The sequence below is a fragment of the Variovorax nitratireducens genome, from assembly GCF_051216545.1.
In the GTDB taxonomy this organism is placed as follows: Bacteria; Pseudomonadota; Gammaproteobacteria; order Burkholderiales; family Burkholderiaceae_C; genus Variovorax.
Genome location: NZ_JBPJZO010000003.1, coordinates 319,527 through 344,673 on the forward strand (window position 1 = coordinate 319,527; position 25,147 = coordinate 344,673).

The window sequence follows — 25,147 nt, forward strand, 5'->3', positions numbered from 1 at the left end:
CGGTGGATATCTCCAACCTGATTCAAACCGTCTCGATCTATGCGCTGCCGGTGCTGTTCGCGATCACGATTCACGAGGCCGCGCACGGCTACGTGGCGCGTTATTTCGGCGACGACACAGCCTGGATGCTGGGCCGCGTAACGCTGAATCCGCTCAAGCACATCGACCCCGTCGGGACGATCCTGATGCCGCTGATGCTTTACTTCGCAACCTCCGGCGCGTTCCTGTTCGGCTATGCCAAGCCGGTACCGGTCCATTTCGGCAACCTGCGCAATCCCAAGCGCGACATGATCTGGGTCGCACTCGCCGGGCCGGCCTCGAACTTCGTGCAGGCGATCCTGTGGGCGGTGCTGCTGGTCGTGCTGGCCGGCAGCGGTGTCGAGCGGGAGGACTTCTTCCTGCGCATGGCGCAAGGCGGCGTGCTGGTCAACCTGGTGATGTGGGCCTTCAACCTGTTCCCGCTGCCACCGCTCGATGGCGGTCGCGTACTGGCCGGGCTGCTGCCGCGCGGCAATGCGCAGAACCTGCTGGCACGCGTCGAGCCTTTCGGTTTCTTCATCGTGATGGCGCTGGTGCTGGCCGGCATCGTCAGCACCTACTGGCTGAGCCCGCTGATGGCGGTCGGCTACAGCGTCATCCGCACCGTGATCGGCCCGCTGGCCGCGTTGTTCCGCTAGGTTTTTTTCATGGCTACCCCTACTCCCTCCCCGCTGCGCGTTCTCACCGGCATCACCACGTCGGGCACGCCGCACCTCGGCAACTATGTCGGCTCGATCCGCCACTCGGTGCGGCAGAGCGTGGCGCCGGGGGTCGAGACCTTCTTCTTCCTGGCCGACTACCACGCGCTGATCAAGGTGAACGATCCCGCGCTGGTGCAGCGCTCCACGCTCGAGATCGCCGCCAGCTGGCTGGCCTGCGGACTCGACCCGGAGCGCGTCACCTTCTACCGGCAATCGGACATCCCCGAGATCCCCGAGCTGACCTGGTTCCTGACCTGCGTCACCGGCAAGGGCCTGCTGAACCGCGCCCACGCCTACAAGGCCTCGGTCGACAAGAACGTGGCGAAGGGCGAAGACCCCGACGCTGATGTGAGCGCGGGCCTGTTCATGTACCCGGTGCTCATGGGTGCCGACATCCTGCTGTTCAACGCGCACCAGGTGCCGGTAGGCCGCGACCAGATCCAGCACATCGAGATGGCGCGCGACATGGGCCAGCATTTCAACCATCTGTACGGTGAGCACTTCACGCTGCCCGAGGCGCTGATCGACGACGCCGTGGCCACGCTGCCCGGCCTCGATGGCCGCAAGATGAGCAAGAGCTACGGCAACACGATTCCGCTGTTCGCCCCGCGCGCGCAGTTGCAAAAGCAGATCGCCAGCATCGTCACCGACTCGCGCCCCCCCGGCGAGCCGAAGGACACCGAAGGCTCGGCGCTGTTCCAGATCTACCAGGCTTTTGCGGATGCCGAAGAAACCGCGGCATTGCGCCGCGCGTTTGCCGAAGGCATTGGGTGGGGCGACGCCAAGCAGTTGCTGTTCGAGCGCATCGACCGCGAGATCGCGCCGATGCGCGAGCACTACGAGGCCCTGCTGAAAGACCCGGCCCGGATCGAGCAGACACTGCTGGCCGGTGCAGCCAAGGCGCGCCGCCTGTCGCAGCCCTTCATGGGCCGGCTGCGCCATGCGGTCGGCCTGCGCGACCTCGGCGCGCAGCAGCAAACCGGCGCCCGCAAGGCGGCGAAGGTGGCCCGGCCCAGCTTCAAGCAGTACCGCGAGCCCGATGGCCAGTTCTGCTTCAAGCTGCTCGACGCACGCGGTGAAACGCTGCTGCAGAGTCTGGCGTTTGCCTCGCCGCAGGAAGCGGGACGTGCCATTGCGCTGCTGCAGCAACAGCGCGGTGCGGCTTTGGCCATGCTGGCCGGGCAACTCGAAGTACTGAGCGCCGAACAGTCGCAGGCCGCGGCCGAAGCGCTTGACGCCCTGGCCGAAGGTGTCGCAAAGTAGACCAAAAGAGGTAGTACCCAGAGGCGTGCAAAAACGGTGGTCGCAACGGGCAACAAGTGCCGCACGCACTTACACTTGATCGCATGAGCATTTACGTCATAGACGACCATCCCCTGATGCGCGACGCCATCGTCATGGTGCTGCGGCGCCTGCGTCCCGCCGAGAACATCGTCGAGCTCGAGCGCCTTGACAAGCTGGCCGCTGCGGTCAAGCAGCACGGCAAGCCCGATCTCTTCTGTCTCGATCTGAAACTGCCCGACATCACCGGCGTGTCGGGCGTCGTGTCGGTCAAGCAGATCTATCCGGACGTGCCGATCGCGGTGTATTCGGCCTCGCCGGCCGCCGACATGGAAGAGGCCTGCATCGAAGCCGGTGCCGACATCTACATCGAAAAATCGGCCGGTTCGAGCGAGTTGGCCGCCGCATTGCGCGGACTGTTGATGGCCGACACCGAAGGTGAAGAGCCGGTCGCCGCCAACAACAGCAAGCTGTCGAAGCGCCAGACCCAGCTGATCGCGATGCTCGACAAGGGCATGAGCAACCGCGACATCGCCACCGAACTCGAGATCAGCGAACACACAGTGAAGGTGCACCTGTGGCGCCTGTTCCGCCGCCTTGGCGTCAAGAGCCGCACCCAGGCGCTGCACCACGCACGCAGCCACGGCCTGCTCTCCTCAGGCGCCATGTAACCAGGGCCGCGCAAGCGGCCCTTTTTTTGTTTGCCGCGCTGCGGCTTGTTTCAGCCCACCGAACCCGAGATCCGGCTCTGGGCCTGCGACTCGTCGGCGTCGTGCAGTGCCACGCGAAACACGCTGCCGCGCCCGAGCCGCGAGCGCACGCTGACCGGGTGGCCGAGCGCATGCGAGAGCCGCGCCACGATCGCCAACCCGAGGCCGAAGCCGTCCGACGTGCCGGCATGGTCCGCAACCTTGTAGAACTCCAGGAACACGTCGCGAAGGTGTTCGCGCGCGATGCCGATGCCGGTGTCCCAGACCTCCACCCGCAGCCCGTCCGGCGTTTCGCGTGCCGCCAGCAACACGCCGCCCTCGGTCGTGTACTTGATCGCATTGGCCAACAGATTGCCGATCATGCGGCGCACGCGGATCGGGTCGGTCAGCACCGAGCCGGGCGTGGAATGCACCCGGAAACGCAGCCCCTTCGATTCGGCCACCGGCCGGTATTGCAGTTCGAGGTCGTGCAGCAGCTGCGGCACGTCGACCCGCTCGATGTGCAGCCGCACCTGGCCCGAATCGATTCGCGCCAGGTCGAACAGCGAGTCGAACAGCGCATTGACCGCATGGGTTGCACGGACGATCTTCGGTGCGATCTCCTCCACCAGATCGGGCTCGTTGCGCAGCCAGTCGGCATAGAGCGAGAGCGCCAGCACCGGCTGGCGCATGTCGTGCGCGGCGCTGGCAAGAAAGCGGTTCTTCATGGCCACCGCCGACACCGCCGCCTGGCGCTGCTGGGTGAGGGAGTTGATCAGGATGTGGTTGTGGAACAGCAGCTCGAAGCTGTTGCGCGCGGTCTCGTGGATGCGGCGCCCGGCGCGCAGCAACAGCCCCCAGTGCATCAGCGGCAGCAGCAGGAAGCCATAGCTGAAATGCAGCTCGACAAAGCGCAGCTGCACCATGCGCAGAAACAGCGCCGCCATCATCGTGACGAACAGCGTGTTGACATAGCGGCGCAGCAGCGGCGGATGCAGGGCCAGGCCGTTGAGCGGGAAGGTGGCCACGCCCGCCACCATGAGCCAGCAAACGAACTGGCTGACCACTGGCACCCGCTCGAAGAAGATCAGGATCGACAAACCCCACGAGAACGCGCTGGCACTCCAGAGGTAGCGGTAGCGGTAGACGAAGCTCTCCTGCGCGGCGGCGTCCTTTTCGGAATAGCGCGTGTGGTACAGGCGCTCACCCCAGATGCGGGCACCGGTCGCGCTGACGCCGATGGCAAGCCACGCCAGCAGTTGCCACATCGGCACGCGATCCCAACAAAGGGAGACCAGCACCGGCATCAGCGCCGCGCCGAACAGATGCGAGCCCCGCGCAGATCGCATCAGGCTACGGATCAATTCGCCGCGCACCCATGGCTCGGCCTCGTCCGCCGTGGCCGGCGCCGGCGTGAGGCTGGCAAAGGAAGAGTTGCCCAGCCCGGCGAAGGTTGACCCCCCCCTCATGGCATGACGCCCTTCATATCGACATGGCGCGCGCTCACCGGGGGTTTGGGGTGGTTGATTTCGCGCACAAGGTTCGAACCCGGTTGTTGCCTGATGCGCAACGAAGTGATGAAGAAACGAAGAAACTGCCTATTGCTCGAACACATCGTACCGCAAAGAATTTGCGGTCACCCGCCAGCGGCCAATGCTTTCTGGATCTCCCGTTCGATGTGCGCATAGTCGCCCTCCCCGACGTGCCTGAACACGATGCGGCCCTCACGATCGACCAGGTAGAGGCTCGGCCAGTAGCGCACGCCCCAGGCGGTCCAGGTCTGGTAGCGGTTGTCCTGCGCAACCGGGTAGCCGATGCCGTGCCGCCGGATGGCCGCCCTCACGTTGCCGGCGTCGCGCTCGAAAGCGAACTCCGGCGTGTGCACGCCCACCACCACCAGCCCCTGGTCCCGGTACCGGTCGTGCCAGCGCTGCAAGTGCGGCAGCGTGTTGACGCAGTTGACGCAGGCATAGGTCCAAAAGTCCACAAGCACGACCTTGCCGCGCAGGCCGGCCATGCTGAGCGGCGGCGTGTTGAACCACTGGTCGATGCCGGTCAAGGCGGGCGCCTGCGCGGCGGCCTCGGGTGCCGACGGCGCGGCGACAGCCGACGGCATCGGCAGCGTGCGCGACAGCCATGCCGCCACCTGCGTATCGACCTGCCAGAACATCGCGGCGGCCGTCGCCATCACGAGCACGCCGAACACGCGGCGGATCTGCGTCGCGTGGCGCGCCAGTCCGCGCACGCGCTGGGTGACGGCCTGGCCGCCGTAGGCGATGGCCAGCATCGGCAGCCCGGCGCCCGTGGCGTACACCAGCAGCAGGCCGGCCGCATGCACCGGTTGCTGCTCGCTTGCCACCAGCGCCAGCATCGACGCGAGCACCGGGCCGGCGCAAGGCGTCCACAACAGGCCCAGGCTCATGCCGAGCAGCAGCGCTCCGCCGTGGCTGGCGCCGGCGCGGTCACCAAGCCGCTGGCCCGCCTGGGCCAGCCGCCCGAGCGGCCGCATGGCGCGCTCGAGCAGCGCAGGCCAGGACAGCAGCAGCCCGAACACCATCAGCACAACGATGCTGGCATTGCGCAAAACCTCGGGCGACAGGCCGAGCACGCGTGTGGAAGCGCCGAACAACAGTGCGGCCGATGCGAACGAAAGAACGAACCCGAGCACGATGAACAGCGGCCGCAGCCGCGTCGTGCGCGGCTGGCCGTCGCCGGCCGCGGGCGCGAGCGTGGCGCCGAGCAGCAGTGGCAGCAGCGGGAGGATGCAGGGGCTGGTGACGGTCGCGATACCGGCGCCGAGGGCGAGCAGGAGTTGCAGCATGGGCAAGATCTCCTGATCAGTGGCGAACCGTCGTGTCCGGCGCGTCGGCCGACGCGCGCAGCCAGCGCTGCGTCTTGCCGAACAGCGGCAGCCCGACGTAGGCGTGCAGCAACAACTCTCCAGCCGCGTTGCCGTCCGTGCTCACGCGCATGTTGCAGCGATAGGTCTTGCCGTTCTCGCGGTTGTAAATGTGTCCGGCCCATTCGACCGGCGGCGCACCGGCGTCGCCCAGGGCGACCGGCACGAAGTCCTGCAGGATCTTCATGCCCAGCGCCGGGCGCGTGTCGACGGCTTGCGTCGGCTGCGCGCCCGGGCTCATCGAGCGGTTGCCGAGCACCCGGGTCGCGATGCCGCACAGCGCGGCGCCGCAGGGCGCGATCTCGACTTCCAGGTTGCCGCTCTCGGTGATCCAGCGGCCGCGCGGGTCTGCGGCCGCCTGGGCCTGCGCACCGCAGGCGGCGAGCCAGAGGCAAGCCCCCAGCACGGAGGCGACAACGCGGCGGTGGCGGGTTGGCGTTGACAGGGGCAATGACATGGTGTGCTCCACGGCGAGTGAATGAAGCGCTCATTGCAACGCGGCCGCTCGATTTGGATGTGTCGAACGCGCGTGCCTGCGGTCGCGCTTTGTGTCGGCTGCCGGGCCAGACAAAGAGCGATACAAAACAGCGCCGCGGCGTGCCGCCCGAAGTACCCCGAATGCGACTATGGTCACTCCATGGAGACACCCGACCACGTCCTCATCGTCGACGACGACCGTCAGATCCTCGGACTGCTGCGCCAGTACCTGGAGGAAGGAGGCTTTCGCGTGAGCACGGCAGGCAACGCCACCCAGATGCGCGCGGCGCTGGCCAACGGGCCGGTCGATCTGATCGTGCTCGACCTCATGCTTCCCGGCGAGGACGGCCTGTCGCTGTGCCGCGACCTGCGCGCGCGCGGCGAGACGCCGATTCCGATCCTCATGCTCACGGCCCGCAGTGAAGAGGCCGACCGCATCCTCGGTCTCGAGATGGGGGCTGACGATTACCTGGCCAAGCCCTTCGCCACGCGCGAGCTGCTGGCACGCATCCGTGCGGTGCTGCGCCGCACACGCATGCTGCCGCCGAATCTGCGACCGGCGCAACCCGCGCGCGAACTGCTGTTCGGCGACTGGCGGCTCGACACCACTGCGCGGCACCTTGTCGACGGCCAGGGCACGCTGGTGCCGCTCACCGGGGCTGAATACCGCCTGCTTCTGGTACTGCTCGAACGGCCGCAGTGCGTGCTGCACCGCGACCAGTTGCTCAACCTCACGCAAGGACGCGATGCGGATGCCTTCGACCGCTCCATCGATCTGCTGGTGAGCCGGCTGCGCCGGCGTTTGCGCGACGACTCGCGCGAGCCGCGCTACATCAAGACCGTGCGGGCCGAAGGCTATGTGTTCTGTGCCGAGGTGCACGCGGCGGGCCGCGCGTGAGCCTGCTGCCACGCTCGCTGTTCGGCCGCGTCGCGCTGGTGGTGTTCGCCGGCCTCGCACTGGCGCACGGACTGACCTTCCTGGCGCTGCTGCGCGAGCGCAGCGAGTTGTCGCAATCGATGATGCTGGCCTACGTGGGCCGAGACGTGTCGAGCGCAGTGGCGATCCTCGACCGCGTGCCGCCGGCCGAGCGCGCGGCTTGGCTGCCGCGGCTGGCACGCCAGAACTACAGCTACGCGCTCGACACGGCGTCGCCGGCAGCGCCGGCCGCCGAGCCGTCCGCGCAGGGCCTGGCGCGCATCGTCGCAGCCGAGCTCGGCGCGGCGCGCGTCGGTGCGATCTTGCGCGGTACCGGGTCGGATCTGCTGCTGCCGCTGCGGCTCGAAGATGGCACGCCGTTGATCCTGCGGCTGAGGCCGCCCGCGGCGATGATCTCGACCGAAGCGGTGGTGCTGCTGCTGGTGCAATTGCTGTTCCTCGCCGCGGCGACCTGGTGGGGCGTGCGGCTTGCGGTGCGACCGCTGCAGCGTCTTGCAGATGCGGCCGATGCACTCAAGCCGGGCGGCAATGGCGCCGTGCTGGCGGAGGCTGGCCCCCGCGAGGTCGCGCAGGCGGCGCGCGCGTTCAACGCCATGCAGCAGCGCATCGACGCGCATCTGGCCGAACGGCAGCGGCTTCTCGCCGCCATCTCGCACGATCTGCAGACGCCCATCACGCGCATGAAGCTGCGGGTCGAGCAGGTGCTGGATGCCGATCAGCGCAGCAGGCTGTTGTCCGATCTCGACGGAATGCAACTGCTCGTGGAGGAAGGTTTGGCCTATGCGCGCACGTCACAGGCCGTGCGCGAACCGCTTCGCGCGGTCGATCTCAACGCCTTGCTCGACGGCCTGGTGTGCGATGCGCTGGACGCCGGCCACCAGGCCGAGTTGCTGGGCCGGCACGAGGCCCCTCTGACCACGCGGGTGCAGGCGTTGCGGCGCGCGCTAACCAATCTGCTCGACAACGCGCTGAAGTTCGGCGGGGCCGCGCAGGTGGTGGTCGAAGTGACCGCCCACGAGGTGCATATCTCGGTGCGCGACCGCGGCCCGGGCATTCCGGAAGCCGAGCTGGCGCCAGTGCTGCAGCCGTTCTATCGCGTCGAGTCTTCCAGGAACCGCGAGACCGGCGGCACGGGATTGGGCCTTGCGATCGCGCAGGAACTCGCACTGGCGCTGAACGGCAGGCTCAGCCTGAGCAACCGGGCGGGCGGTGGGCTGGAGGCACGTCTGAGCCTGCCTTCGGGTTTCTGATTCTGGAGACGGCTGGGGGCGGTGACGTTCATACCCGTTCGAACACGGCGGCGATGCCCTGGCCGCCACCAATGCACATGGTCTCGAGCCCGTAGCGCCCGCCACGCCGGCGCAGCTCGTGCAGCAGCGTGCACATCATGCGCACGCCGGTAGCGCCGATCGGATGCCCGAGCGAAATGCCCGAGCCGTTCACATTGAGTCGTGCCTGGTCGTTCCATTTCCAGCCCTTCAGCACCGCCAGCACCTGGCAGGCGAAGGCCTCGTTCAGCTCGATCAGATCCATGTCCTCGAAACCCAGCCCGATGCGCGCGAACAGCTTCTGCACTGCGGGCACGGGGCCGATGCCCATGTGGGAGGGTTCGCAGCCGGCCGCGGCCCAGCCCACGAATCGGCCGATCGGCGCGAGCCCCAATCGCGCGAGCTGGTCCTCGGCGACGACGAGGCAGGCAGCTGCAGCATCGTTCTGCTGGCTGGCGTTGCCTGCGGTCACCGTGCCGCCCTTGATCAGGGGGCGTAGCCTGGCCAGTGTGTCCATCGACGTGTCGGCGCGAAAGCCTTCGTCGCGCGCGAACGTCACGGGGTCGCCCTTGCGCTGCGGCACTTCCACCGGAACGATCTCGTCGGCGAAGCGGCCTGCCTCCCATGCCGCGCTGGCACGCTGGTGGCTCTGCACCGCGTAGGCGTCGGCAGCCTCGCGCGAGATGTCGTGGTCGCGCGCGAGGTTCTCGGCCGTCTCGATCATTCCGGAGATCGGGCCGAAGCGCTCGGCCGGCTGCGAGCGTTCGCGGCCGCGCTCGAGCCGGTCGTGCATGCGCACCGAGCCGGAGCGCGCACCCCAGCGCATGTCGGTCGAGTAGTACTCGATGTTGCTCATGCTCTCGACGCCTCCGGCCAGCACCACGTCAGCCGCGCCGCTCTGCACCATCATCGCGGCGGTGGCGACCGCCTGCAGCCCGCCGCCGCAACGGCGGTCCAGCTGCATGCCAGGCACCTCGACCGGCAGGCCGGCCTGCAGTGCAACCCAGCGCCCGATGCACGGCGTCTCGCTGTTGGCATAGGACTGCGCGAACACTGTGTCGTCGATGCGCAGCGGGTCGATGCCGCTGCGCCCGATGACCTCGCGCACCACGATGGCGGCGAGTTCCTCGACCGGTACCGGCCGCAGGCTGCCGCCGAAGGTGCCGACGGGCGTGCGCAGCGGGTTGACGATGAATGCTTGTCGCATGGGCGTTGTCCTGTTCGGGATGAGGATGGAGAAAAGTCGGCTCAGTGCCGGGCAAGGCTTCGGTTGGCTTCGAAGCCTTCCTGTTCCAGGCGCGCGCGGTGCGACGGGTGCGCGATGTCGAGCATCCGCCGCATGCGGGCGGCGAGCGGCAGCCCGCGCAGGTCTGCCACGCCGTGTTCGGTGACGAACACGCCCGCGTCGCATCGCGGCGTGCTGACGGGGCCGGACAGCGCGGCGACGATGCGGCTGTGCGCGCCCGCCGTCGAGGGCAGCGCCACGATGGGCACGCCGCCGCGGCTGCGCTGTGCGCCTCGCAGGAAGTCGACGGCACCGCCGACGGCGCCGACGTAGGATCCGGCAGCAACCTCGGCGTTGACCTGGCCGGTCAGGTCGACTTCGACTGCGGAGTTGACCGCCACGAAGCGCGGCAGCGAGGTGAGCACCTCCGGGTGGTGCGTGTACTCTGTACCGCGCATCTGCAAGGCCGCGTTGCGGTGAGCGAAGCGATGCAACCGCGCGCTGCCCATCAGCACGCCGGCGATGCTGGTGCCGTGGTCGCGCCCCTTTAGCGCGTTGGTCACCACGCCGGCTTCCATCAGCTCCATGACGGCATCGCCGACAGTGCCCGAGTGCACGCCCAGGTCGCGCCGGCCATGCAGCGCGCCGAGCACGGCCTCGGGAATGGCGCCCAGCCCGCACTGCAGCGTCGCGCCGTCTTCCACCAGGGCGGCAACATGCGCTGCGATGGCCAGTTCCTTCTCGCCCACGGAGGGCGGCGGCGCGGCCTGCGGCGGATAGGACGCATCGACGCGCACGTCGATCTCGTCGGGCTTCAGCAGGCGCTCACCGCAAGTCCACGGCATCTGGTCGTTGACTTCGGCGATCACCACGCGCGCCGTGTCGAGCGCAGCGAGCAGGTATTCGTGCGCCAGCCCTAGGCTGTGCCGACCCTGCGCGTCGGCGGGCGGCACTTGCAGCAGCAGCACGTCGATGCGAAGCGCGCCGCTGCGGATCAACGCTGGCAGGTCGGAGTAGTGGCACGGCAGGATGTCGAGCACACCCGCATCGGCGAGCCGGCGGTTGGTGCCGCTGCCGCAGTAGCCCACGAAGTCGATCGCATCCGCGTGCGCGGTGTCCAGCACGCCCGACAGGCCGATGCCCAGGAAAGCGCGGCTGCGCGCAAAAGCGTGGCGCTGTGCCGCGTAGGCACGAACCAGCGTCACCGGCTCGGCGCTGGACTGGCCCCACAGCAGCGTGTCGCCGGGGCGGATCCAGCGTACGAGGTCGAGCGTGGCTGCGGGCGGCAGCTGCGATGCGCTGCCGGGCCGCGGGGCCTTTGTGCTCAGACCGGATCCCATGTGAAGACGTCCGCCGACCGATCCATCGGCACGAAGGCCGACCGCAGTGCCGGAATGCCGTGTTCGGCCAGACTCTTCGCGGTCCATCCCTCCTGGCGATGAACGGAGCGCACCGGGCGCGGTTGGCTCATGAGGAAGATTTCGTTGTTGCGCACCGTGAACACCTGGGCGTTCACTGCGGCCGCTGCGTCGCTGAGCAGGTAGACGGCCAGCGGTGCGATCTTCGCGGGCGTCATCTGCTTGAATTTTTCTACGCGTGCGACCTGGTCGGGCGTGTCGGTGGGAATCGAACTCGTCATCGCGGTCCAGGCGAAGGGTGCGATGCAGTTGGAGCGCACGTTGAACTTCTGCATGTCCAGCGCGATGCTCTTGGAGAGCGCGACGATGCCCATCTTCGCGGCGTTGTAGTTGGCCTGGCCCAGATTGCCGATCAGCCCGGAGGTCGAGGTCATGTGCACGAACGCGCCACTGCCCTGTTCCTTGAAGTGGTTGGCCGCAGCGCGGCTGATGTAGTAGGTGCCGTAGAGATGCACCTTGATCACGGCGTCCCATTCGTCCGCGCCCATCTTGTGGAAGAAGCGGTCGCGCAGGATGCCCGCGTTGTTGATCACGCCGTCGAGCCGGCCGAAGTGCTCGACGGCCGCATCGACGATGCGCTGGGCCACTGCCGGCTCCGCCACGCTGCCCAGGCTGGCGAGGGCCTCGCCGCCCGCCTCGCGAATTTCCGCGACCACGCCATGGGCCGCATCGCCCATGTCGTTGACCACCACCCGTGCGCCTTCGCGTGCCAGCCCGAGCGCGAGGTCGCGCCCGATTCCCGCGCCGGCGCCGGTGACCAGCACCACCTTGTCCTGCACCATGCTGTTGCCTGTCGTGTTCGTCATGTCCGTGTCCTGCTTCGAATAGGTTGGTTCTGGCGCCGTTCAGAATGAGCGCGGCAGGCCGAGCACGTGCTCGGCCACATAGCTCAGAATGAGATTGGTGGAGATGGGGGCGACCTGGTAGAGCCGCGTTTCGCGGAACTTGCGTTCCACGTCGTATTCGTTGGCGAAACCGAAGCCGCCGTGGAACTGGATGCAGGCGTTGGCCGCCTCCCAGCTGGCCTTGGCCGCCAGGTACTTGGCCATGTTGGCCTCCGCACCGCAGGGCTGGTGGCGGTCGAACAGGTCACAGGCTTTCCAGCGCATCAGGTTCGCTGCCTCGACCTCGATGTAGCTCTCCGCGATCGGGAACTGCACGCCCTGGTTCTGCCCGATCGGGCGGCCGAACACCACGCGTTCGCTGACGTACTTGCTGACCCGGTCGATGAACCAGTAGCCGTCGCCGATGCACTCGGCCGCGATCAGCGTGCGCTCGGCGTTGAGCCCGTCCAGGATGTACTTGAAGCCCTTGCCTTCCTCGCCAATGAGGTTGTCCGCGGGGATCTCAAGGTTCTCGAAGAACAGCTCGTTGGTCTCGTGGTTGACCATGTTGGGAATCGGCCGCACGGTCATGCCGCTCTTCTCGGCCTGGCGCAGGTCGACCATGAAGATCGACATGCCCTCGCTCTTCTTCTTCACCTCTGCCAGCGGGGTGGTGCGCGCGAGCAGGATCATCCAGTCGGAATGCTGCACGCGGCTGATCCAGACCTTCTGCCCGTTGATGACGTAGCGGTCGCTCTTTTTGACTGCAGTGGTCTTGATTTTGGTGGTGTCGGTGCCCGTGCTCGGCTCGGTCACGCCCATGGACTGCAGGCGCCATTCGCCCGAGGCAATCTTCGGCAGGTACAGATCCTTCTGAGCAGGCGAGCCATGGCGCAACAACGTGTTCATGTTGTACATCTGGCCGTGGCAGGCACCGGAGTTGCCGCCGCTGCGGTTGATCTCTTCCATGATCACCGATGCCTCGGCCAGGCCCAGGCCGGAGCCGCCGTACTCCGCGGGGATCAGTGCGGCCATCCACCCGGCTTTGGTCAGCGCGTCGACGAAGGCTTCGGGGTAGGCGCGTTGCTCGTCGATCTTGCGGTGGTACTCGGCCGGGAATTCGGCACACAGGGCGCGCACGGCGTCGCGGATGTCCTGGCAGGCGGTGTCGACGGGAATGGTCATGGCGTGCGATGCGAAGAAAGTGAATGCGGGGATCACGGGAGCGTGCTCCCGACCGCACCTGGAATTGCGTCTCTGATCTGTTCTATGCTTAGATTGTGTCCTGAAAATTGAACTCTTCAAACGCAGTTATACCTAGTGAAAACGATAGATTTCTTTCATAAACTTAGCGGTGTTAAGATTAAATCGCTCGAGGCGGAAGCCCGCTGACGGCGACAAAAAAGGAGACGACATGACAGGAAAGCAATTCATGCGGCGGCTGCTCTTGTGCGCGCCGCTGGCGGTTCCGGGACTCTTGCTCGGCGGCACTGCAATGGCCGCAAGCTACCCGGAACGCCCGATCCGGCTGGTCGTGCCCTACACGGCAGGCGGCATCACCGACGTGCTGGCGCGCGCGCTGGCCGAGCGCATGCGCAAGGATCTGGGGCAGGCTGTGATCGTGGAGAACAAGCCAGGCGGCAACACGGCGCTGGGCGCCCGCGCCGTCGCCTCCGCCGAGCCGGACGGCTACACCGTCCTCTTCGCTACCGGCGCGACCGCGGTACTCAACCCGCTGCTGTACCCCAAGCTTTCGTACAACCCGGAGAAGGAGCTGCTGCCGGTGGCACGCATCGCCGTTACGCCGATGCTCATGGTTGTCGGCAACAGCTCGCCGAACCGCACCCTGCGCGACTTCGTCGCCGAAGCCAAGGCCAACCCGGGCAAGCTCAACTACGCGTCCACGGGCACCGGAAGCTCATTGCATCTGGCAGTCGAAATGCTGCAGAGCGAGACCGGGATTTCGTTGGTACACGTGCCCTACAACGGCAGCGCGCCTGCGCAATCCGCTCTGATGGCCGGCGATGTCCAGTTCTTTGCCGACGCGGCAGGCAGCGCCATGGCGCTGGTTCGGGGCGGCAAGCTGCGCGCACTGGCGGTGACCGGGCGCGAACGTCTGCCGGCGCTTCCGGAGGTTCCGACCGTGGCGGAAAGCGGCCATCCGAACTTTGAGGTCACCACCTGGTTCGGCCTGATGCTGCCGCGCAACACGCCGGCCAGCATTGCGCTGCGGCTCAACGCATCGGTGGCGGAGGCGATTGCCGACAAGAGTTTCCGCGAGCAGTTCGAGGCGCTCGGCCTGGTGGTGCCACCCGCCCTGACACAGACCGAGTTCGTCCAGTACATCGGCAAGGAGCGCGAGCGCTGGGCGCCGCTGATCCGCGCCAAGAACATCGTCCTCGAATAGGACGCCCTTCCACCTGTTCCGGAGCCATCGAATGTTCGAACCCCATCTCCTGCGCGGCAAGCGCATTCTGGTCACCGGCGGCGGTTCCGGTCTTGGCCGCGAGATTGCCGAGCGATACCTGCAACTTGGCGCCGAGGTGCATATCTGCGGGCGCCGCCAGGCGATGCTGGACGCCACGGTCGCCGAACTTGAGGCGCGCCACGGTGGCGTCGTGCGCGCCCATGCGGTAGACATCCGCCAGGCCGATTCGGTCGACGCGATGATCGAGCGCATCTGGGTCGAGCACGGCCCGCTCGACGGCCTTGTCAACAACGCGGCAGGCAACTTTGTCAGCCGTACGCAAGACGTATCGCCGCGCGGTTTCGACGCGGTGGCAAACACCGTGCTTCATGGCACCTACTACGTCACTCACCATGTGGGCCGACGCTGGATTGCAGGCGGGCACAAGGGCTCGGTGATCTCCATCGTCGTGACCTGGGTGCGTACGGGCGCGCCCTTCGTCGTGCCCTCGGCCATGAGCAAGGCCGGCATCGACGTGATGACCAAGTCGCTCGCGATCGAGTGGGGCCGTTACGGCATCCGCCTGAACGCCATTGCGCCCGGCATCTTTCCAACCGAGGGGGCAAACAGCCGGCTCAGCCCCAAGGCGGCCTGGGAAGACGGTGTCGTGCGCAACCCGATGAACCGGCTCGGCCGGATGCCTGAACTGCAGAACCTGGCGGTGTTCCTGATGGCCGACGGCGTCGAGTGGATCAACGGCGAGACCATCGCCATCGACGGCGCCGGCCATCGCCAGAACGGCGCCTCCTTTACCGAGCTCGCAGAACTCGACGACGACGCCTGGCGCGACATGCGCGAGTCGATCCGCAGCCAGGACGAGCGCGACAAATCACTGCGTGCCGAGCCCGTAAAGCATTCCGATTCCCTCTCCCACGCGCACGACCGCGCTTCAAAATGATGCGCAATGCCTTTCTGAAAACCGTCGCCACAGGTGCGGCCTTCGCGCTGACCCTGTGCACCGCAGCGCCTGCACTGGCCGACCCTTTCCCTGAGCGCCCCATCAAGCTGGTGGTTCCCTACAGCCCTGGCGGCATTGCCGACAGCTTGGCGCGACGGCTGGCCGAATCGCTGCGGCAGGATCTGCAGCAGCCCGTCATTGTGGAGAACAAGCCAGGCGCCAACACGGCGATCGGTGCGATCGCGGTCGCCAGCGCACCGGCCGACGGCTACACCTTGCTCATGGCAACGGCGGCGACGGTGGTGCTGAACCCGATGCTGATCGCCAAGCTGCGCTACCAGCCCGAGAAGGACTTCACGGGCGTGGCCAACGTTGCTCTCACGCCGCTGGTACTGTCCGTCAACCCCGCTGGCCCGATCCACAGCATGGCGGATCTGGTGCGCCTGGCCAAGGCGGAACCGGGCAAGCTGGCTTTCGCGTCGACCGGCACTGGCAGCAGCACACATCTGGCCGCCGAGATGCTGCAGTCGGAGGCCGGCATCACGATGAACCACGTACCCTACAACGGCAGCGCGCCGGCGCTGAATGCGGTGATGGCAGGCGACGTGCAGCTGTCGGTGGATGCGGTGGCCAGCGCCATGGCACTGGTCAAGGGCGACAAGCTGCGGCCGATTGCCGTCACCACGCGCGAGCGGGTCGGCGTGCTGCCGCAGGTGCCGACGGTCGCAGAGAGCGGGCTGCCGAATTACAACGTCTCCACCTGGTACGGCATCGTGGCGCCCGCCGCCACGCCGACCGCGGTGCTGCAGCGGCTCAACGAAGCCATCGTCAAGACAACAAAAGACAAGGCCTTCCGCGCCCAGTTCGAGGCGCTCGGTCTTGTGATGGCCCCGCCGCTCAAGCCAGCGGAGTTCGACGCCTTCATCGGCCGGGAGCGCGCCCTGTGGGATCCGCTGATCAAGACCAAGAACATTCGCATCGAGTAAGGCATTCATGAGAATCGATCGGATCGTGGAAGAGGTGGTTGCGCACGGCCGTGGCGCCGAGGTGGCCCTGGCGCTGGAGGACGGCCGCACGCTCTCCTATGCGGCGCTGGCCGCGCGCATCGACGCGGCGGCGCAGGCCTTGTCCGGCGCAGGGCTGGCACGGGGCCAGCGCATGGTGCTGATCGGCGAGAACAGCGAGGACATGGTGGTCGCCCTGCTCGGCGCGATCCGCGCGGGCGGCTGGGCGGTGCCGCTGAATGCCCGCATGTCGGCCGCCGAGGTGGATGCGATCTGCGCGCACTGCGAGCCGCGCCTGGTCTACTTCGCGGCTGCCGCCTCGCCCGATGCGCTCGCGCATGCCGAGCGCCGGGGCGCGCACGTCGCGCTCCACGGCGTTGCCGGTGGCCGGATGCAAGCCTGCGAGGGCGCGGGCACTGCGGCGGACGGCAGCGACGACGGCTCGCCGAACGATGTCGCGCTGATGATCTACACCTCGGGCAGTACCGGCATGCCCAAGGGCGTCATGCTGACCCACGCCAACCTCGATTTCGTCACCCGCGTCTCCAGACAGCAACAGGTGCTGCTGCCGGAGGACGTGGTCTTCCATGCACTGCCGATCTCGCATTCCTTCGGACTGATCACCGCGCTGCTGTGCGGGCTTCGCGCGGGCGCCACCTTCCAACTGATCGGGCGCTTCTCGGCCGAGAAGCTGGGCGATGCCATCGCCAGTGGCGCCATCACCGTCTTCCAGGGCGTCCCTGCCATGTATGCGCGGCTGCACGAGTGGGCGCAGCAGCAGGGCCGCACGCTGGTGCCAAACCGGCTGCGCATGGCCTACATCGGCGGCTCGCTGATCGATGCCACTCGCAAGGCGCAGACCGAGGCGCTGCTCGGCCTGCGCCTGCACCACGGCTACGGCCTGACCGAGTCGGCCCCGGCGGCCACGCGTACCTTCGGCCATCCCCCGCCGAAGGACGTGACGGCCGGCTGGCCGATCCCGGGCGTGGAGGTGGTGCTGATGGACGAGGCCCGCACGCAGGTCGCCAGTGGCGAGCGCGGCGAAGTCTGCATCCGCGGGCCCAATGTGATGAAAGGCTACTTCCGCGATCCCGCGCAGACCCGCGCGGCGGTCGATGCGCAGGGCTGGCTGCACACCGGCGACATCGGCATCTTCGGCCCCGAGGGCGATCTCTCGATCGTCGGGCGCAGCAAGGAAATGATCATCCGCGGCGGCTTCAACGTGTACCCGGCCGAGGTCGAGAAGGTGATCGCCGAATTCCCCGACGTCGCGCAGTGCGCCGTGGTCGGGCGCAGCGTGCCGGGCGACGAGGAGATCGTCGCCTACATCGAGCCGCTGCAGGGCCGCACCGTCGATACGGCAAGGCTGCGCGCCTTTCTGCGCGAGCGGCTCGCGCCCTACAAGGTGCCGGCCGAGATCCACGCGATGGCGCAGCTGCCGGCCACCAGCACGGGCAAGCTGCTCAAGGCGAAATTGAAGGCGCTGGCCCATGCCGCGCCGGCGCCCGCGCGTGCCTCGCTCGACAGGTTGCTGGCGCCGCGTTCGGTGGCCGTGGTGGGCGCGTCCGACAACCCGAACAAGGTCGGCGGCCGGCCGATCAAGTACCTGCAGGAGCAGGGCTTCGCCGGCCGCATCTATCCGGTCAATCCGCGCGCCGACCGCGTGCAGGGCTTGCCAGCGTACGCGGCGCTCGACCAGTTGCCGGAAGTGCCCGATGCCGTGATTCTGTGCATCGGGGCGGAGCAGGCCGAGCAGCAGGTCGCCGAGTGCGCGCGGCTTGGGGTCGGCCATGCGCTGCTGTTCGCCTCGGGCTATGCCGAGCTCGGCGCCGAAGGCCGAACCCGGCAGGAGCGGCTGGCGGCGATCTGCCGCGCCGGCGGCGTCCGCCTGGTGGGGCCGAACAGCATCGGCGTCGCCAGCTTCGACAGCGGCGCGGTGTTGTCCTTCGCCTCGATCTACACCGACCACGTGCCGCAGGACGGCCCGGTGGCGATCGTCTCGCAAAGCGGCGCCTTCGGCGTATCGGCCTATGCGCTGCTGCGCGATGCCGGCTGGGGCGTGCGTTGCGTGGCGGCCACCGGCAACGAGGCCGACGTCGACACGGCCGACTTCATCGAGGCGCTGGTGCAACGGCCCGGCGTGCGCCTGGTGCTGCTCTATCTCGAGAACGTGCCGGATCCGGCACGCATGGCGGCGGCGCTCGACATGGCCCGGCAGCGCGGCGTGGCGGTGCTCGCGGTGCGGTCCGGGCGTTCGGCGCACGGCAACCGTTCCGCCGACCTGCACACCGGCTCCGCGGGCTCGGCGCGCGCAGAGTTCGACGCGCTGTTCGACACGCATGGCTGCCGCACCGTGCCGGGCCTGGTGGAGTTGGTGGCCAGTGTGCCGCTCTACCTCGCGCCGGCATCCGCCGCGAGGCCTGCAGGCGGCGTGCCGCGGCTGGCACTGGTCAGCAATTCCGGGGCCTCCTGCGTGTTGGCGGCCGACGAGGCGCAAGCGCACGGCCTGCCGCTGGCACGACTGTCCGCCGCATCCGAGCAGCAGCTCGCCGATCTGCTGCCGGACTTCTCGCTGAACCGCAATCCCGTGGATCTGACTGCCATGCTGCTGGCCGATCCCGCGCTGCTGGGCGCGGTGATGCAGGTGGTGCTGCAGGACGAGGCGGTGGACGCCGCCACCCTGGGCCTGCTGGCGGTCGGCGGGCCGAGCTACGACGTGCCGCGCTTCGTGCGCGAGTGCCGCGCCGCGATGGAGGCGTCGGCCAAGCCGGTGGCGGTCTACAGCCCGCATGCACATGTGCGCGAGGCCTTCGCGCGCGGCGGCTTCGCGGTCTTCCCCGGCGAAGCGCAGGCGATCGGGGCGCTGCAAGGCTTTGCAGCGCATCGCGCCGCGCTGGCCGCCGCGGCAGTCCCGACGGCGTCGCTGCCCTCTTCTTCAACTGCGCTCGAACTTCCGGAGTCGACCCATGCGTGATGCTGCCATCGTTTCCTACGCCCGCACCCCGATCGGCAAGGCTTTTCGCGGAACGCTCAATCTCACCCACGGCGCCACGCTCGGCGCCCATGTGGTGCGGCATGCGGTCGCGCGCGCCGGCGTGGCCGCCGGCGAGGTGGAAGACGTGATCCTCGGCTGCGCCTTCCCGGAGGGCGCCAACGGCTTCAACGTCGGCCGCATCGCCGCGCTCGCAGCCGGCCTGCCGGAGGGCGTGCCGGGCATGACGGTCAACCGCTACTGCTCATCAGGTCTGCAGAGCATCGCGATCGCGGCGCAGGCCGTGCGCACTGGCGGCATGCAGGTGGCGGTGGCCGGCGGCACCGAGTCGGTCAGCTGCGTGCGTGAGCACACCAACCAATTCATGCGCGAGGAGCCCTGGCTGGCCGCCCATGCACCGCAGGTCTACATGCCCATGCTCGACACCGCGGAGGTCGTGCAGCAGCGCTACGGCATCTCACGTGAGCGCCAGGATGCCTATGCGGCGCTCAGCCAGGAGCGCTATGCACAGGCGCAGGCCGAGGGCCGCTTTGATGCAGAGATCGTCGCCATTGCGACCACCGCACGCCGCCAGGAGCGCGACGGCGGCCTGCGGGACGAAGCCGCCGAACTCGCGCGCGACGAGGGGCCGCGTGCCGGCACGACTGCCACCACCCTGGCCGGGCTGAAGCCTGTGCGCGAAGGCGGCACCGTGACCGCCGGCAACGCCAGCCAGCTGTCCGACGGCGCTGCCGCGTGCGTGGTGATGGACGCCGACCTGGCCGCACGGCGCGGGCTGCCGGTGCTGGGCTGGTTCCGCGGCTTCGCAGTGGCTGGCTGCGCACCGGACGAGATGGGCATCGGCCCCGTCTTCGCCGTGCCGAAGCTGCTGCAGCAGGCCGGACTCAAGGTGGACGACATCGGGCTCTGGGAACTCAACGAGGCCTTCGCGGTGCAGGTGCTCCATTGCGCCGACCGGCTAGGCATTCCGCAGGAGCGCCTGAACGTCAACGGCGGCGCCATTGCCATCGGCCATCCTTTTGGCATGTCCGGCGCGCGCATGACCGGCCATGCCCTGCAGGAAGGGCGGCGGCGCGGTGTGAAGTACGTCGTGGTCACGATGTGCATCGGCGGCGGCATGGGTGCAGCGGGCCTGTTCGAAGTCGCGGGCGGTTGAGTCGCCGTGGCCGGTGGACGCTGGTCGGAAGGCGCTAACATCCCGTCGTAAATGACCGCGAAGACCAAAAGAAGCTCCTACCATCACGGCAATCTGCGCGAGGAACTGGTTTCGCAGGGCATGTTGATCGTCGAAGCGGAAGGGCTTGGCAACCTCACGATGCGCGAGATCGCCAGACGGTTGGGCGTCACGCAAACAGCGCCCCTGCACCACTTCAAGTCAAGGGCGGCATTGCTCGCGGCGATCGCGGCACTGGGCTTTCGCATGCTGTTCGACCACCGCATGGGCGCCCTGAAAGACAAGCGCACACCCGACGAGCGGCTCATGGCGGTGCTGATGGCGTATGTGGAATTCGCACTCGCTCATCCGGTTTTGTACCAACTGATGCACGGCCCCGAAATTCCCGACAAGACGCTGTTTCCCGAGCTCAACGATGCGGCCATCCGTTCGTACAGCCTGCTCGAATCTGCGGTAGCCGACTATCTGCTGGCACACGGAGGATCCATGGAGCGCAGTCGCGACGCGACGCTCGGCGCGTGGACTGTATGCCAGGGGCTCGCGACTGTCCTCATCAATCCGCAGAACACGCCGCGCTACGTGTTGCGCAAGGATCCCATGGGCGTCTCGCGCCGGATCTTCGAGATGTTCGTGGGCGCCATGGGCCAGAGCCATGAGCTTTTACCGGACACCTAGCGCGCATCCTTGCGTTCCAGCAGCACGCTGCCACCGGTGGTGTTGAACGAGATGGTCGGGGCGCTGAAATCGCTCAGCGGTGCGCCCAAGCCGATTTCTCCGCTGCCGTGCAGTACGCACTCGCCGCGCCGCAGCGCGATTTCGCCATTGGCGCCCGCGGTGCCGTGAAAGCGCACCCAGGTACCAAAGGTGCTGATGTCCACCAGCACACAAGTGCCCTGCCGCGCCTCGATGCGTGCATGCAGCCGCGACACCCGCGGGTCGTTGATCACAAAGTCGGCTTCGTTGACCCGCCCCACGTGAATCGGCAGTTCATCCGCACGAAACATCGAGCGCACATCAAGCCATGACCGCTCGATCTGGCCGAAGTTCGAGTCGGGGGGACGGCTCTGTTGCGTCAGCGAAGCCAGCGATGCCGGCACGGTCGGGGCCGCCGCCACCTCGGCGTGCCAGTCGATGCGGTGCACGACGGGCGGCTCGCTCCTGCCGCGGACGTTGATCGGGCCCAGGCTGCGATACCGCACCCCGGTCTCGCCGAGTTGGTCGATCACCGATTGGGTCGCCCAGATCTGCCCCGGGCCAGCCAGCCCGCTCAGTCGCGATGCCAGCGTGACCGCGTCGCCATCGAGTTCGAGCGCCTTGCTGCTCGCCACCCCGATCTGAAGATCCATGCGCAGCGGTGCCGGCCACATCGTGAGGCGCTTCTGATGGTTGCGCTGCAACTCGAGCACCGCGCCCACCGCGGATGCGCCATCCGGAAACATCGCAAACACGCCCTCGCCTCGGGTCTTGACGATGCGGCCGCGATGCGACTCGCAAACGCCGCCGATCCACTGGAGGAGCCGGCTCACCGTCTCGGTGGCGCGCGCATTGCCCACGGCATCGAACACACGGGTGATCCCGGTCAGGTCCGCAAACACAACGGTGGGTTGGAGGGGTGTTTTCAAGGCAATTTGTAGCGGTGGCGTGGAATTATGGCAAAGCCAACTCGCGTGCCAACCCGCGCGCTATCCCGCGCGAGCATCGCCCCCGCTCGCCTACATGCCGCGCCGGTAGATCTGGCCGCCCGTTGCGGTTGCCGCGGCCTCCCCTGCCCGTCCCCAGGGCGGCGAGCGTTCGAACTCGGCGATCCAGGGCAGCAGCGCCTCGGCAGGCATCGGCTTCGCGATGCCATAGCCCTGGCCAAGCGTGCACCCCAACGCCAGCAGCGCCCGGCCGTGCTCCACGGTCTCCACCCCTTCGGCGATGGTGGTGCGCCCGAGCGATTGGGCGAGCATCAGCACGGCAGCCACGATCGCCCGATCCTCGTCGTTGTCGAGGATGCCGCGCACGAATGATTGGTCCAGCTTGAGCGCATGAACCGGCAGCTGGCGCATGTAGGCAAGCGATGCGTACCCGGTGCCGAAGTCGTCCATCGTGACGGGCACGCCGAGCAATTGGCAGCCGGCGACCAGATCGGCGATCTTGGCCAGCTCGTTGATCGCCGTGGTCTCCAGGATTTCGAGTTCCAGCGAGCCGGCGTGCAACAAGGGCCACTGCGACAGATGGAACGCGAGCCGCTCGAGAAAGTCCAGGCGGGCCATGTGGCGAGGACCAATGTTGACGCTGATAGATATGTCCCTGCCGGCCTCGGCCCAATCGTTGGCCTGGTGCAGCGCAGCGCCGATGGCCCAGTCGCCCAGGTGCTCCACCAGTTCGTGATCTTCGATCAAGGGGACGAACTCCCACGGCTGAAGAACGCCCCGGTGCGGGTGCTGCCATCGAACCAGCGCCTCGACGCCCACGACCGTGCCGCTTCGCATGTCGACCTTGGGCTGGTAGAGCAGGAAGAACTCGCTGTGCAGCAGGCCGCCTTCGATCCGCCGCCTTTCCCACAGCATCTGCTGGTCGGCGCGCGCGGCCTGCGCATCGAAGAAGCGCACACGCCCGCCGCCTTCGCGTTTGGCGAAAAACACCGCATGCCGTGCCTGGCGCAACATCAGCTCGAGCGGCTGCTCTGCCCCGCCTGCCAGCGACACGCCGATACTGGCCTCGAGCCGGATGGTTTGATCCTTGAAGGAACAGGGCTCCGTGAGGTGCGCGATCAGACGATCCAGCAAATCGCGGCAATGGCGCTCATCCGCGGTGCCCATCACGACGGAGAATTCGTCGCCGCCGGTGCGAACAACGAATGCGTCCGCCGGCGCCGCCGCCCTGAGGCGGCAGGCCGTTTCCTGGAGCAGGGCGTCGCCACCGTCGTGGCCCAGCTGCTCCCCGATCTCGCGAAACTCGTCGAGATCGACACAGCACACAGCGACCAGCGGGAATCCGGCGCGCGCCCAGGTATCGAGTGCGCCGCGAAGCGCTTCGTCCGAAGGGATCTCGCCCGCAAGCCCCGTCAGCCGATCGAGGGGCGCAAGCCGGCTTCCGCCTTGTGGGCCGCCCTCCGCTGCATCCCGCACGATCGAGCAGTCTCTGGACGCGAAATGAGCGAGGGCTAACGGATGAGGCATGCGCTGGACATCAGGGTGGGACGCTGTGCGCGTCGATGCTTGCGGACAAGGGCGCTGCACGCCCTGCCCATACCGCTATTGTGGTCGCGAACCTGCCCCGCAACTGCGAAATTCGTCGCGATGTACATGCCATGCCCCGAACAGGGGATCCTAGGCCGCGCGCCCTCTCACCCCGCCCGCAGCGAGATAGTGGCGTGCCTTGTCGGCGTACATCGCCTTGTCGGCGCGCAGAAGCGCCGCATCGAGCAGCTCGCCCTGCTCGCAGGTGGCCTCTCCGATGGCCAGTGCGAGGGTATGGCCGCCTTGCCCCGCATAGAACTGGTTGTTCAGTTCGATCATCGATTCGACGCGCGCACGAAATGCCTGAACACCACGCTCGTCGGTGGCAGGAAGAAGCACCGCGAATTCGTCACCGCCGATCCTCGCTGCCGTGGCCGGCCCGTCGACCGCCTTGCCCAGCACTTCGCCGGCCCGTCTCAACAGGGCGTCCCCGGCCGCGTGGCCTTCACCGTCGTTGATCTCCTTGAGGCCGTTCAGGTCGACCACCAGCACGGACACCGGCCACGGCCCCTTGCGCGACAGCCGGTTGAGCTCCTCCGTGTAGAAGGTGCGGTTGCGCAGCTGCGTCAGGACATCGTGCTTGCCCAGGTACTCGAGGTAGGCCTCGGCCTTCTTCCGCGCGGTGATGTCGACCAGCGAAACGAGTACCAGATCCCAGCTCTCCAGACGATCCTGCAGCACGTCGAACTGCATGTGGATGTTCACCGAATCCCCGTTGAGTGAGTAGTTCAGAACCTCCCGATGCTGCAGGGTCTTGCCGTTCCAGAGATCGTGCAGTTGATCTGTGAACGACTCATGCATCTCGTCGCGAAACACATGGGGCAGGCTGCGAAGGAGCGTGGCCTTGTCCGGCGCATCGAACATCCGCAGGGTTTCGCGGTTGACGTCGACGACCCGGATCTCCTGCATGCAGCGCGTCACGAACTCGGGATGAACCTTGACGAAGGTGGCGAAGTCGCGGATGCCCTTCGAGCGGATGTCATCGAGCAGCCTCCTGATGGCACTGAAATCCTCCACCCAGAGCGACACCGGCGAATGCTCGAACAGACCTTGCGCGTACGCCTCGCTCTCCGCACGCTTGCGTTCGGCCTGCACCCGCGCCGTGATGTCGTCGAGCGACACGAGGACGCGATCCCACGACTGCTCGTGGCCCGGCAGGATCCGGCCGCGAAGACGGATGTCGAGCCGGCGCCCATCCAAAGCGTAGTTGAAGGACTGATTGTCGAAAGCGTGCTGGCCTAACCACAGCTGATTCAGCTCGTGGATCAGCGGCGTGCCCATGTCATCCCGGAACACTTCGTCGAGCCGGGCCAGGAGTTCCGGCTGACTCTGCGCGCAAAACAGTGCGAGGGTGGCCTGGTTCACGCGCACAACCTGGAGCTGCGCCATGCACAGGCGCACGCACTCCGGCCGGCTGGACAGGTGCTCGACAAGATCCACCACACCCTCCGAGCGCCACGTGTCGAACAGACGCTTCACGCCGCTGTAGTCCTCGAGCCAGAGCGAGACGGGCGCAAGATCGAACATCGCGTCGAGATCATCGGGTGACTGCATGAGATCCTTTCTGAGACGCCAACTGATCGCTCACGCCCGATTGTCATCGTATAGCGGCCATGGCCAAGCCTCC

The 25,147-nt window shown here is 67.5% G+C and carries 21 protein-coding genes; 11 read left to right on the forward strand and 10 right to left on the reverse strand.

The window, feature by feature from the left end:
• The first annotated feature begins 2 nt into the window (after positions 1-2).
• From ACSFA8_RS10700 to ACSFA8_RS10710, 3 genes are all read left to right on the forward strand, one after another.
• A complete protein-coding gene (locus ACSFA8_RS10700) occupies positions 3-677 on the forward strand; it encodes a site-2 protease family protein (protein WP_435479489.1) in 675 nt (224 codons plus the stop codon).
• A 9-nt stretch (positions 678-686) separates the two neighbouring features.
• Entirely contained in the window at positions 687-2,003 is a 1,317-nt protein-coding gene (locus ACSFA8_RS10705) for a tryptophan--tRNA ligase (RefSeq protein ID WP_435479490.1), read from the forward strand.
• Between the two features lie 83 nt (positions 2,004-2,086).
• Complete coding sequence (locus ACSFA8_RS10710) at positions 2,087-2,692, forward strand: response regulator transcription factor (protein ID WP_435479491.1); 606 nt, start codon at positions 2,087-2,089, stop codon at positions 2,690-2,692.
• Positions 2,693-2,742: 50 nt separating this feature from the next.
• Here the strand turns inward: ACSFA8_RS10710 and shkS are convergent, their stop codons facing one another.
• The 3 genes from shkS to ACSFA8_RS10725 all read right to left on the reverse strand — a co-directional run bounded on the left by shkS (position 2,743) and on the right by ACSFA8_RS10725 (position 6,066).
• A complete protein-coding gene (gene shkS / locus ACSFA8_RS10715) occupies positions 2,743-4,179 on the reverse strand; it encodes a surface-behavior sensor histidine kinase ShkS (RefSeq protein WP_435479492.1) in 1,437 nt (478 codons plus the stop codon).
• Between the two features lie 167 nt (positions 4,180-4,346).
• A complete protein-coding gene (locus ACSFA8_RS10720) occupies positions 4,347-5,531 on the reverse strand; it encodes a cytochrome c biogenesis protein DipZ (RefSeq protein WP_435479493.1) in 1,185 nt (394 codons plus the stop codon).
• Between the two features lie 16 nt (positions 5,532-5,547).
• Entirely contained in the window at positions 5,548-6,066 is a 519-nt protein-coding gene (locus ACSFA8_RS10725) for a DUF2147 domain-containing protein (RefSeq protein ID WP_435479494.1), read from the reverse strand.
• A 180-nt stretch (positions 6,067-6,246) separates the two neighbouring features.
• Here ACSFA8_RS10725 and ACSFA8_RS10730 point away from each other — a divergent pair, with 180 nt between their 5' ends.
• Both ACSFA8_RS10730 and ACSFA8_RS10735 read left to right on the forward strand, forming a co-directional pair.
• A complete protein-coding gene (locus tag ACSFA8_RS10730) occupies positions 6,247-6,984 on the forward strand; it encodes a response regulator (RefSeq protein ID WP_435479495.1) in 738 nt (245 codons plus the stop codon).
• On the forward strand, positions 6,981-8,273 hold the full coding sequence (locus ACSFA8_RS10735) for an ATP-binding protein (protein ID WP_435479496.1): 1,293 nt from the start codon (positions 6,981-6,983) through the stop codon (positions 8,271-8,273). Before ACSFA8_RS10730 ends, ACSFA8_RS10735 begins: the two co-directional genes overlap by 4 nt.
• Positions 8,274-8,301: 28 nt before the next feature.
• Here ACSFA8_RS10735 and ACSFA8_RS10740 read toward each other — a convergent pair whose 3' ends face one another.
• From ACSFA8_RS10740 to ACSFA8_RS10755, 4 genes are all read right to left on the reverse strand, one after another.
• The gene (locus ACSFA8_RS10740; RefSeq protein ID WP_435479497.1) at positions 8,302-9,498 is read right to left on the reverse strand and encodes an acetyl-CoA C-acetyltransferase; all 1,197 of its coding nucleotides are present in this window, start codon (positions 9,496-9,498) and stop codon (positions 8,302-8,304) included.
• Between the two features lie 41 nt (positions 9,499-9,539).
• Positions 9,540-10,856, reverse strand: a complete 1,317-nt coding sequence (locus ACSFA8_RS10745) for an acetyl-CoA hydrolase/transferase family protein (RefSeq protein WP_435479498.1) — start codon at positions 10,854-10,856, stop codon at positions 9,540-9,542.
• Positions 10,841-11,716 (reverse strand): SDR family NAD(P)-dependent oxidoreductase, encoded by an 876-nt coding sequence (locus ACSFA8_RS10750; RefSeq protein ID WP_435479758.1) that lies wholly within the window; start codon positions 11,714-11,716, stop codon positions 10,841-10,843. Before ACSFA8_RS10750 ends, ACSFA8_RS10745 begins: the two co-directional genes overlap by 16 nt.
• 63 nt (positions 11,717-11,779) lie before the next feature.
• Positions 11,780-12,943, reverse strand: a complete 1,164-nt coding sequence (locus tag ACSFA8_RS10755; protein ID WP_435479499.1) for an acyl-CoA dehydrogenase family protein — start codon at positions 12,941-12,943, stop codon at positions 11,780-11,782.
• Positions 12,944-13,172: 229 nt separating this feature from the next.
• On the opposite strand from ACSFA8_RS10755, the gene ACSFA8_RS10760 reads away from it, so the two are divergent.
• From ACSFA8_RS10760 to ACSFA8_RS10785, 6 genes are read left to right on the forward strand one after another with little or no spacing between them, the layout of a single operon-like run.
• Complete coding sequence (locus ACSFA8_RS10760; protein ID WP_435479500.1) at positions 13,173-14,165, forward strand: Bug family tripartite tricarboxylate transporter substrate binding protein; 993 nt, start codon at positions 13,173-13,175, stop codon at positions 14,163-14,165.
• A 31-nt stretch (positions 14,166-14,196) separates the two neighbouring features.
• The gene (locus tag ACSFA8_RS10765) at positions 14,197-15,123 is read left to right on the forward strand and encodes an SDR family oxidoreductase (protein WP_435479501.1); all 927 of its coding nucleotides are present in this window, start codon (positions 14,197-14,199) and stop codon (positions 15,121-15,123) included.
• On the forward strand, positions 15,120-16,109 hold the full coding sequence (locus ACSFA8_RS10770) for a Bug family tripartite tricarboxylate transporter substrate binding protein (protein ID WP_435479502.1): 990 nt from the start codon (positions 15,120-15,122) through the stop codon (positions 16,107-16,109). The genes ACSFA8_RS10765 and ACSFA8_RS10770 overlap by 4 nt, the downstream gene beginning before the upstream one ends.
• Before the next feature lie 7 nt (positions 16,110-16,116).
• A complete protein-coding gene (locus ACSFA8_RS10775; RefSeq protein WP_435479503.1) occupies positions 16,117-19,101 on the forward strand; it encodes an AMP-binding protein in 2,985 nt (994 codons plus the stop codon).
• Positions 19,094-20,275: an acetyl-CoA C-acyltransferase gene (locus ACSFA8_RS10780; RefSeq protein ID WP_435479504.1), complete on the forward strand. Its 1,182-nt coding sequence runs from the start codon at positions 19,094-19,096 to the stop codon at positions 20,273-20,275. Before ACSFA8_RS10775 ends, ACSFA8_RS10780 begins: the two co-directional genes overlap by 8 nt.
• Before the next feature lie 51 nt (positions 20,276-20,326).
• On the forward strand, positions 20,327-20,968 hold the full coding sequence (locus tag ACSFA8_RS10785) for a TetR/AcrR family transcriptional regulator (protein ID WP_435479505.1): 642 nt from the start codon (positions 20,327-20,329) through the stop codon (positions 20,966-20,968).
• Here ACSFA8_RS10785 and ACSFA8_RS10790 read toward each other — a convergent pair.
• The 3 genes from ACSFA8_RS10790 to ACSFA8_RS10800 form a co-directional block, all read right to left on the reverse strand.
• A complete protein-coding gene (locus tag ACSFA8_RS10790; protein ID WP_435479506.1) occupies positions 20,965-21,915 on the reverse strand; it encodes an FHA domain-containing protein in 951 nt (316 codons plus the stop codon). The two genes, ACSFA8_RS10785 and ACSFA8_RS10790, sit on opposite strands and share 4 nt — an antisense overlap.
• Before the next feature lie 90 nt (positions 21,916-22,005).
• The gene (locus ACSFA8_RS10795; RefSeq protein WP_435479507.1) at positions 22,006-23,460 is read right to left on the reverse strand and encodes a putative bifunctional diguanylate cyclase/phosphodiesterase; all 1,455 of its coding nucleotides are present in this window, start codon (positions 23,458-23,460) and stop codon (positions 22,006-22,008) included.
• A 150-nt stretch (positions 23,461-23,610) separates the two neighbouring features.
• Positions 23,611-25,074 carry a sensor domain-containing diguanylate cyclase gene (locus ACSFA8_RS10800; RefSeq protein ID WP_435479508.1) on the reverse strand — a complete coding sequence of 488 codons (1,464 nt, stop codon included), beginning with the start codon at positions 25,072-25,074 and terminating at the stop codon, positions 23,611-23,613.
• Positions 25,075-25,147 lie beyond the last annotated feature (73 nt).

What these genes read in the sequence shown, in the direction of transcription:
- ACSFA8_RS10780 (WP_435479504.1), top strand. Translation starts at nt 19,094, where the DNA reads ATGCGTGATGCTGCCATCGTTTCCTACGCCCGCACCCCGATCGGCAAG.
- ACSFA8_RS10745 (WP_435479498.1), bottom strand. Translation starts at nt 10,856, where the DNA reads ATGGGATCCGGTCTGAGCACAAAGGCCCCGCGGCCCGGCAGCGCATCG.
- ACSFA8_RS10785 (WP_435479505.1), top strand. Translation starts at nt 20,327, where the DNA reads ATGACCGCGAAGACCAAAAGAAGCTCCTACCATCACGGCAATCTGCGC.
- ACSFA8_RS10760 (WP_435479500.1), top strand. Translation starts at nt 13,173, where the DNA reads ATGACAGGAAAGCAATTCATGCGGCGGCTGCTCTTGTGCGCGCCGCTG.
- ACSFA8_RS10795 (WP_435479507.1), bottom strand. Translation starts at nt 23,460, where the DNA reads ATGCCTCATCCGTTAGCCCTCGCTCATTTCGCGTCCAGAGACTGCTCG.
- ACSFA8_RS10725 (WP_435479494.1), bottom strand. Translation starts at nt 6,066, where the DNA reads ATGTCATTGCCCCTGTCAACGCCAACCCGCCACCGCCGCGTTGTCGCC.
- ACSFA8_RS10705 (WP_435479490.1), top strand. Translation starts at nt 687, where the DNA reads ATGGCTACCCCTACTCCCTCCCCGCTGCGCGTTCTCACCGGCATCACC.
- ACSFA8_RS10770 (WP_435479502.1), top strand. Translation starts at nt 15,120, where the DNA reads ATGATGCGCAATGCCTTTCTGAAAACCGTCGCCACAGGTGCGGCCTTC.
- ACSFA8_RS10710 (WP_435479491.1), top strand. Translation starts at nt 2,087, where the DNA reads ATGAGCATTTACGTCATAGACGACCATCCCCTGATGCGCGACGCCATC.
- ACSFA8_RS10750 (WP_435479758.1), bottom strand. Translation starts at nt 11,716, where the DNA reads ATGGTGCAGGACAAGGTGGTGCTGGTCACCGGCGCCGGCGCGGGAATC.
- ACSFA8_RS10730 (WP_435479495.1), top strand. Translation starts at nt 6,247, where the DNA reads ATGGAGACACCCGACCACGTCCTCATCGTCGACGACGACCGTCAGATC.
- ACSFA8_RS10765 (WP_435479501.1), top strand. Translation starts at nt 14,197, where the DNA reads ATGTTCGAACCCCATCTCCTGCGCGGCAAGCGCATTCTGGTCACCGGC.
- ACSFA8_RS10800 (WP_435479508.1), bottom strand. Translation starts at nt 25,074, where the DNA reads ATGCAGTCACCCGATGATCTCGACGCGATGTTCGATCTTGCGCCCGTC.
- ACSFA8_RS10755 (WP_435479499.1), bottom strand. Translation starts at nt 12,943, where the DNA reads ATGACCATTCCCGTCGACACCGCCTGCCAGGACATCCGCGACGCCGTG.
- ACSFA8_RS10740 (WP_435479497.1), bottom strand. Translation starts at nt 9,498, where the DNA reads ATGCGACAAGCATTCATCGTCAACCCGCTGCGCACGCCCGTCGGCACC.
- ACSFA8_RS10775 (WP_435479503.1), top strand. Translation starts at nt 16,117, where the DNA reads ATGAGAATCGATCGGATCGTGGAAGAGGTGGTTGCGCACGGCCGTGGC.
- shkS (WP_435479492.1), bottom strand. Translation starts at nt 4,179, where the DNA reads ATGAGGGGGGGGTCAACCTTCGCCGGGCTGGGCAACTCTTCCTTTGCC.
- ACSFA8_RS10720 (WP_435479493.1), bottom strand. Translation starts at nt 5,531, where the DNA reads ATGCTGCAACTCCTGCTCGCCCTCGGCGCCGGTATCGCGACCGTCACC.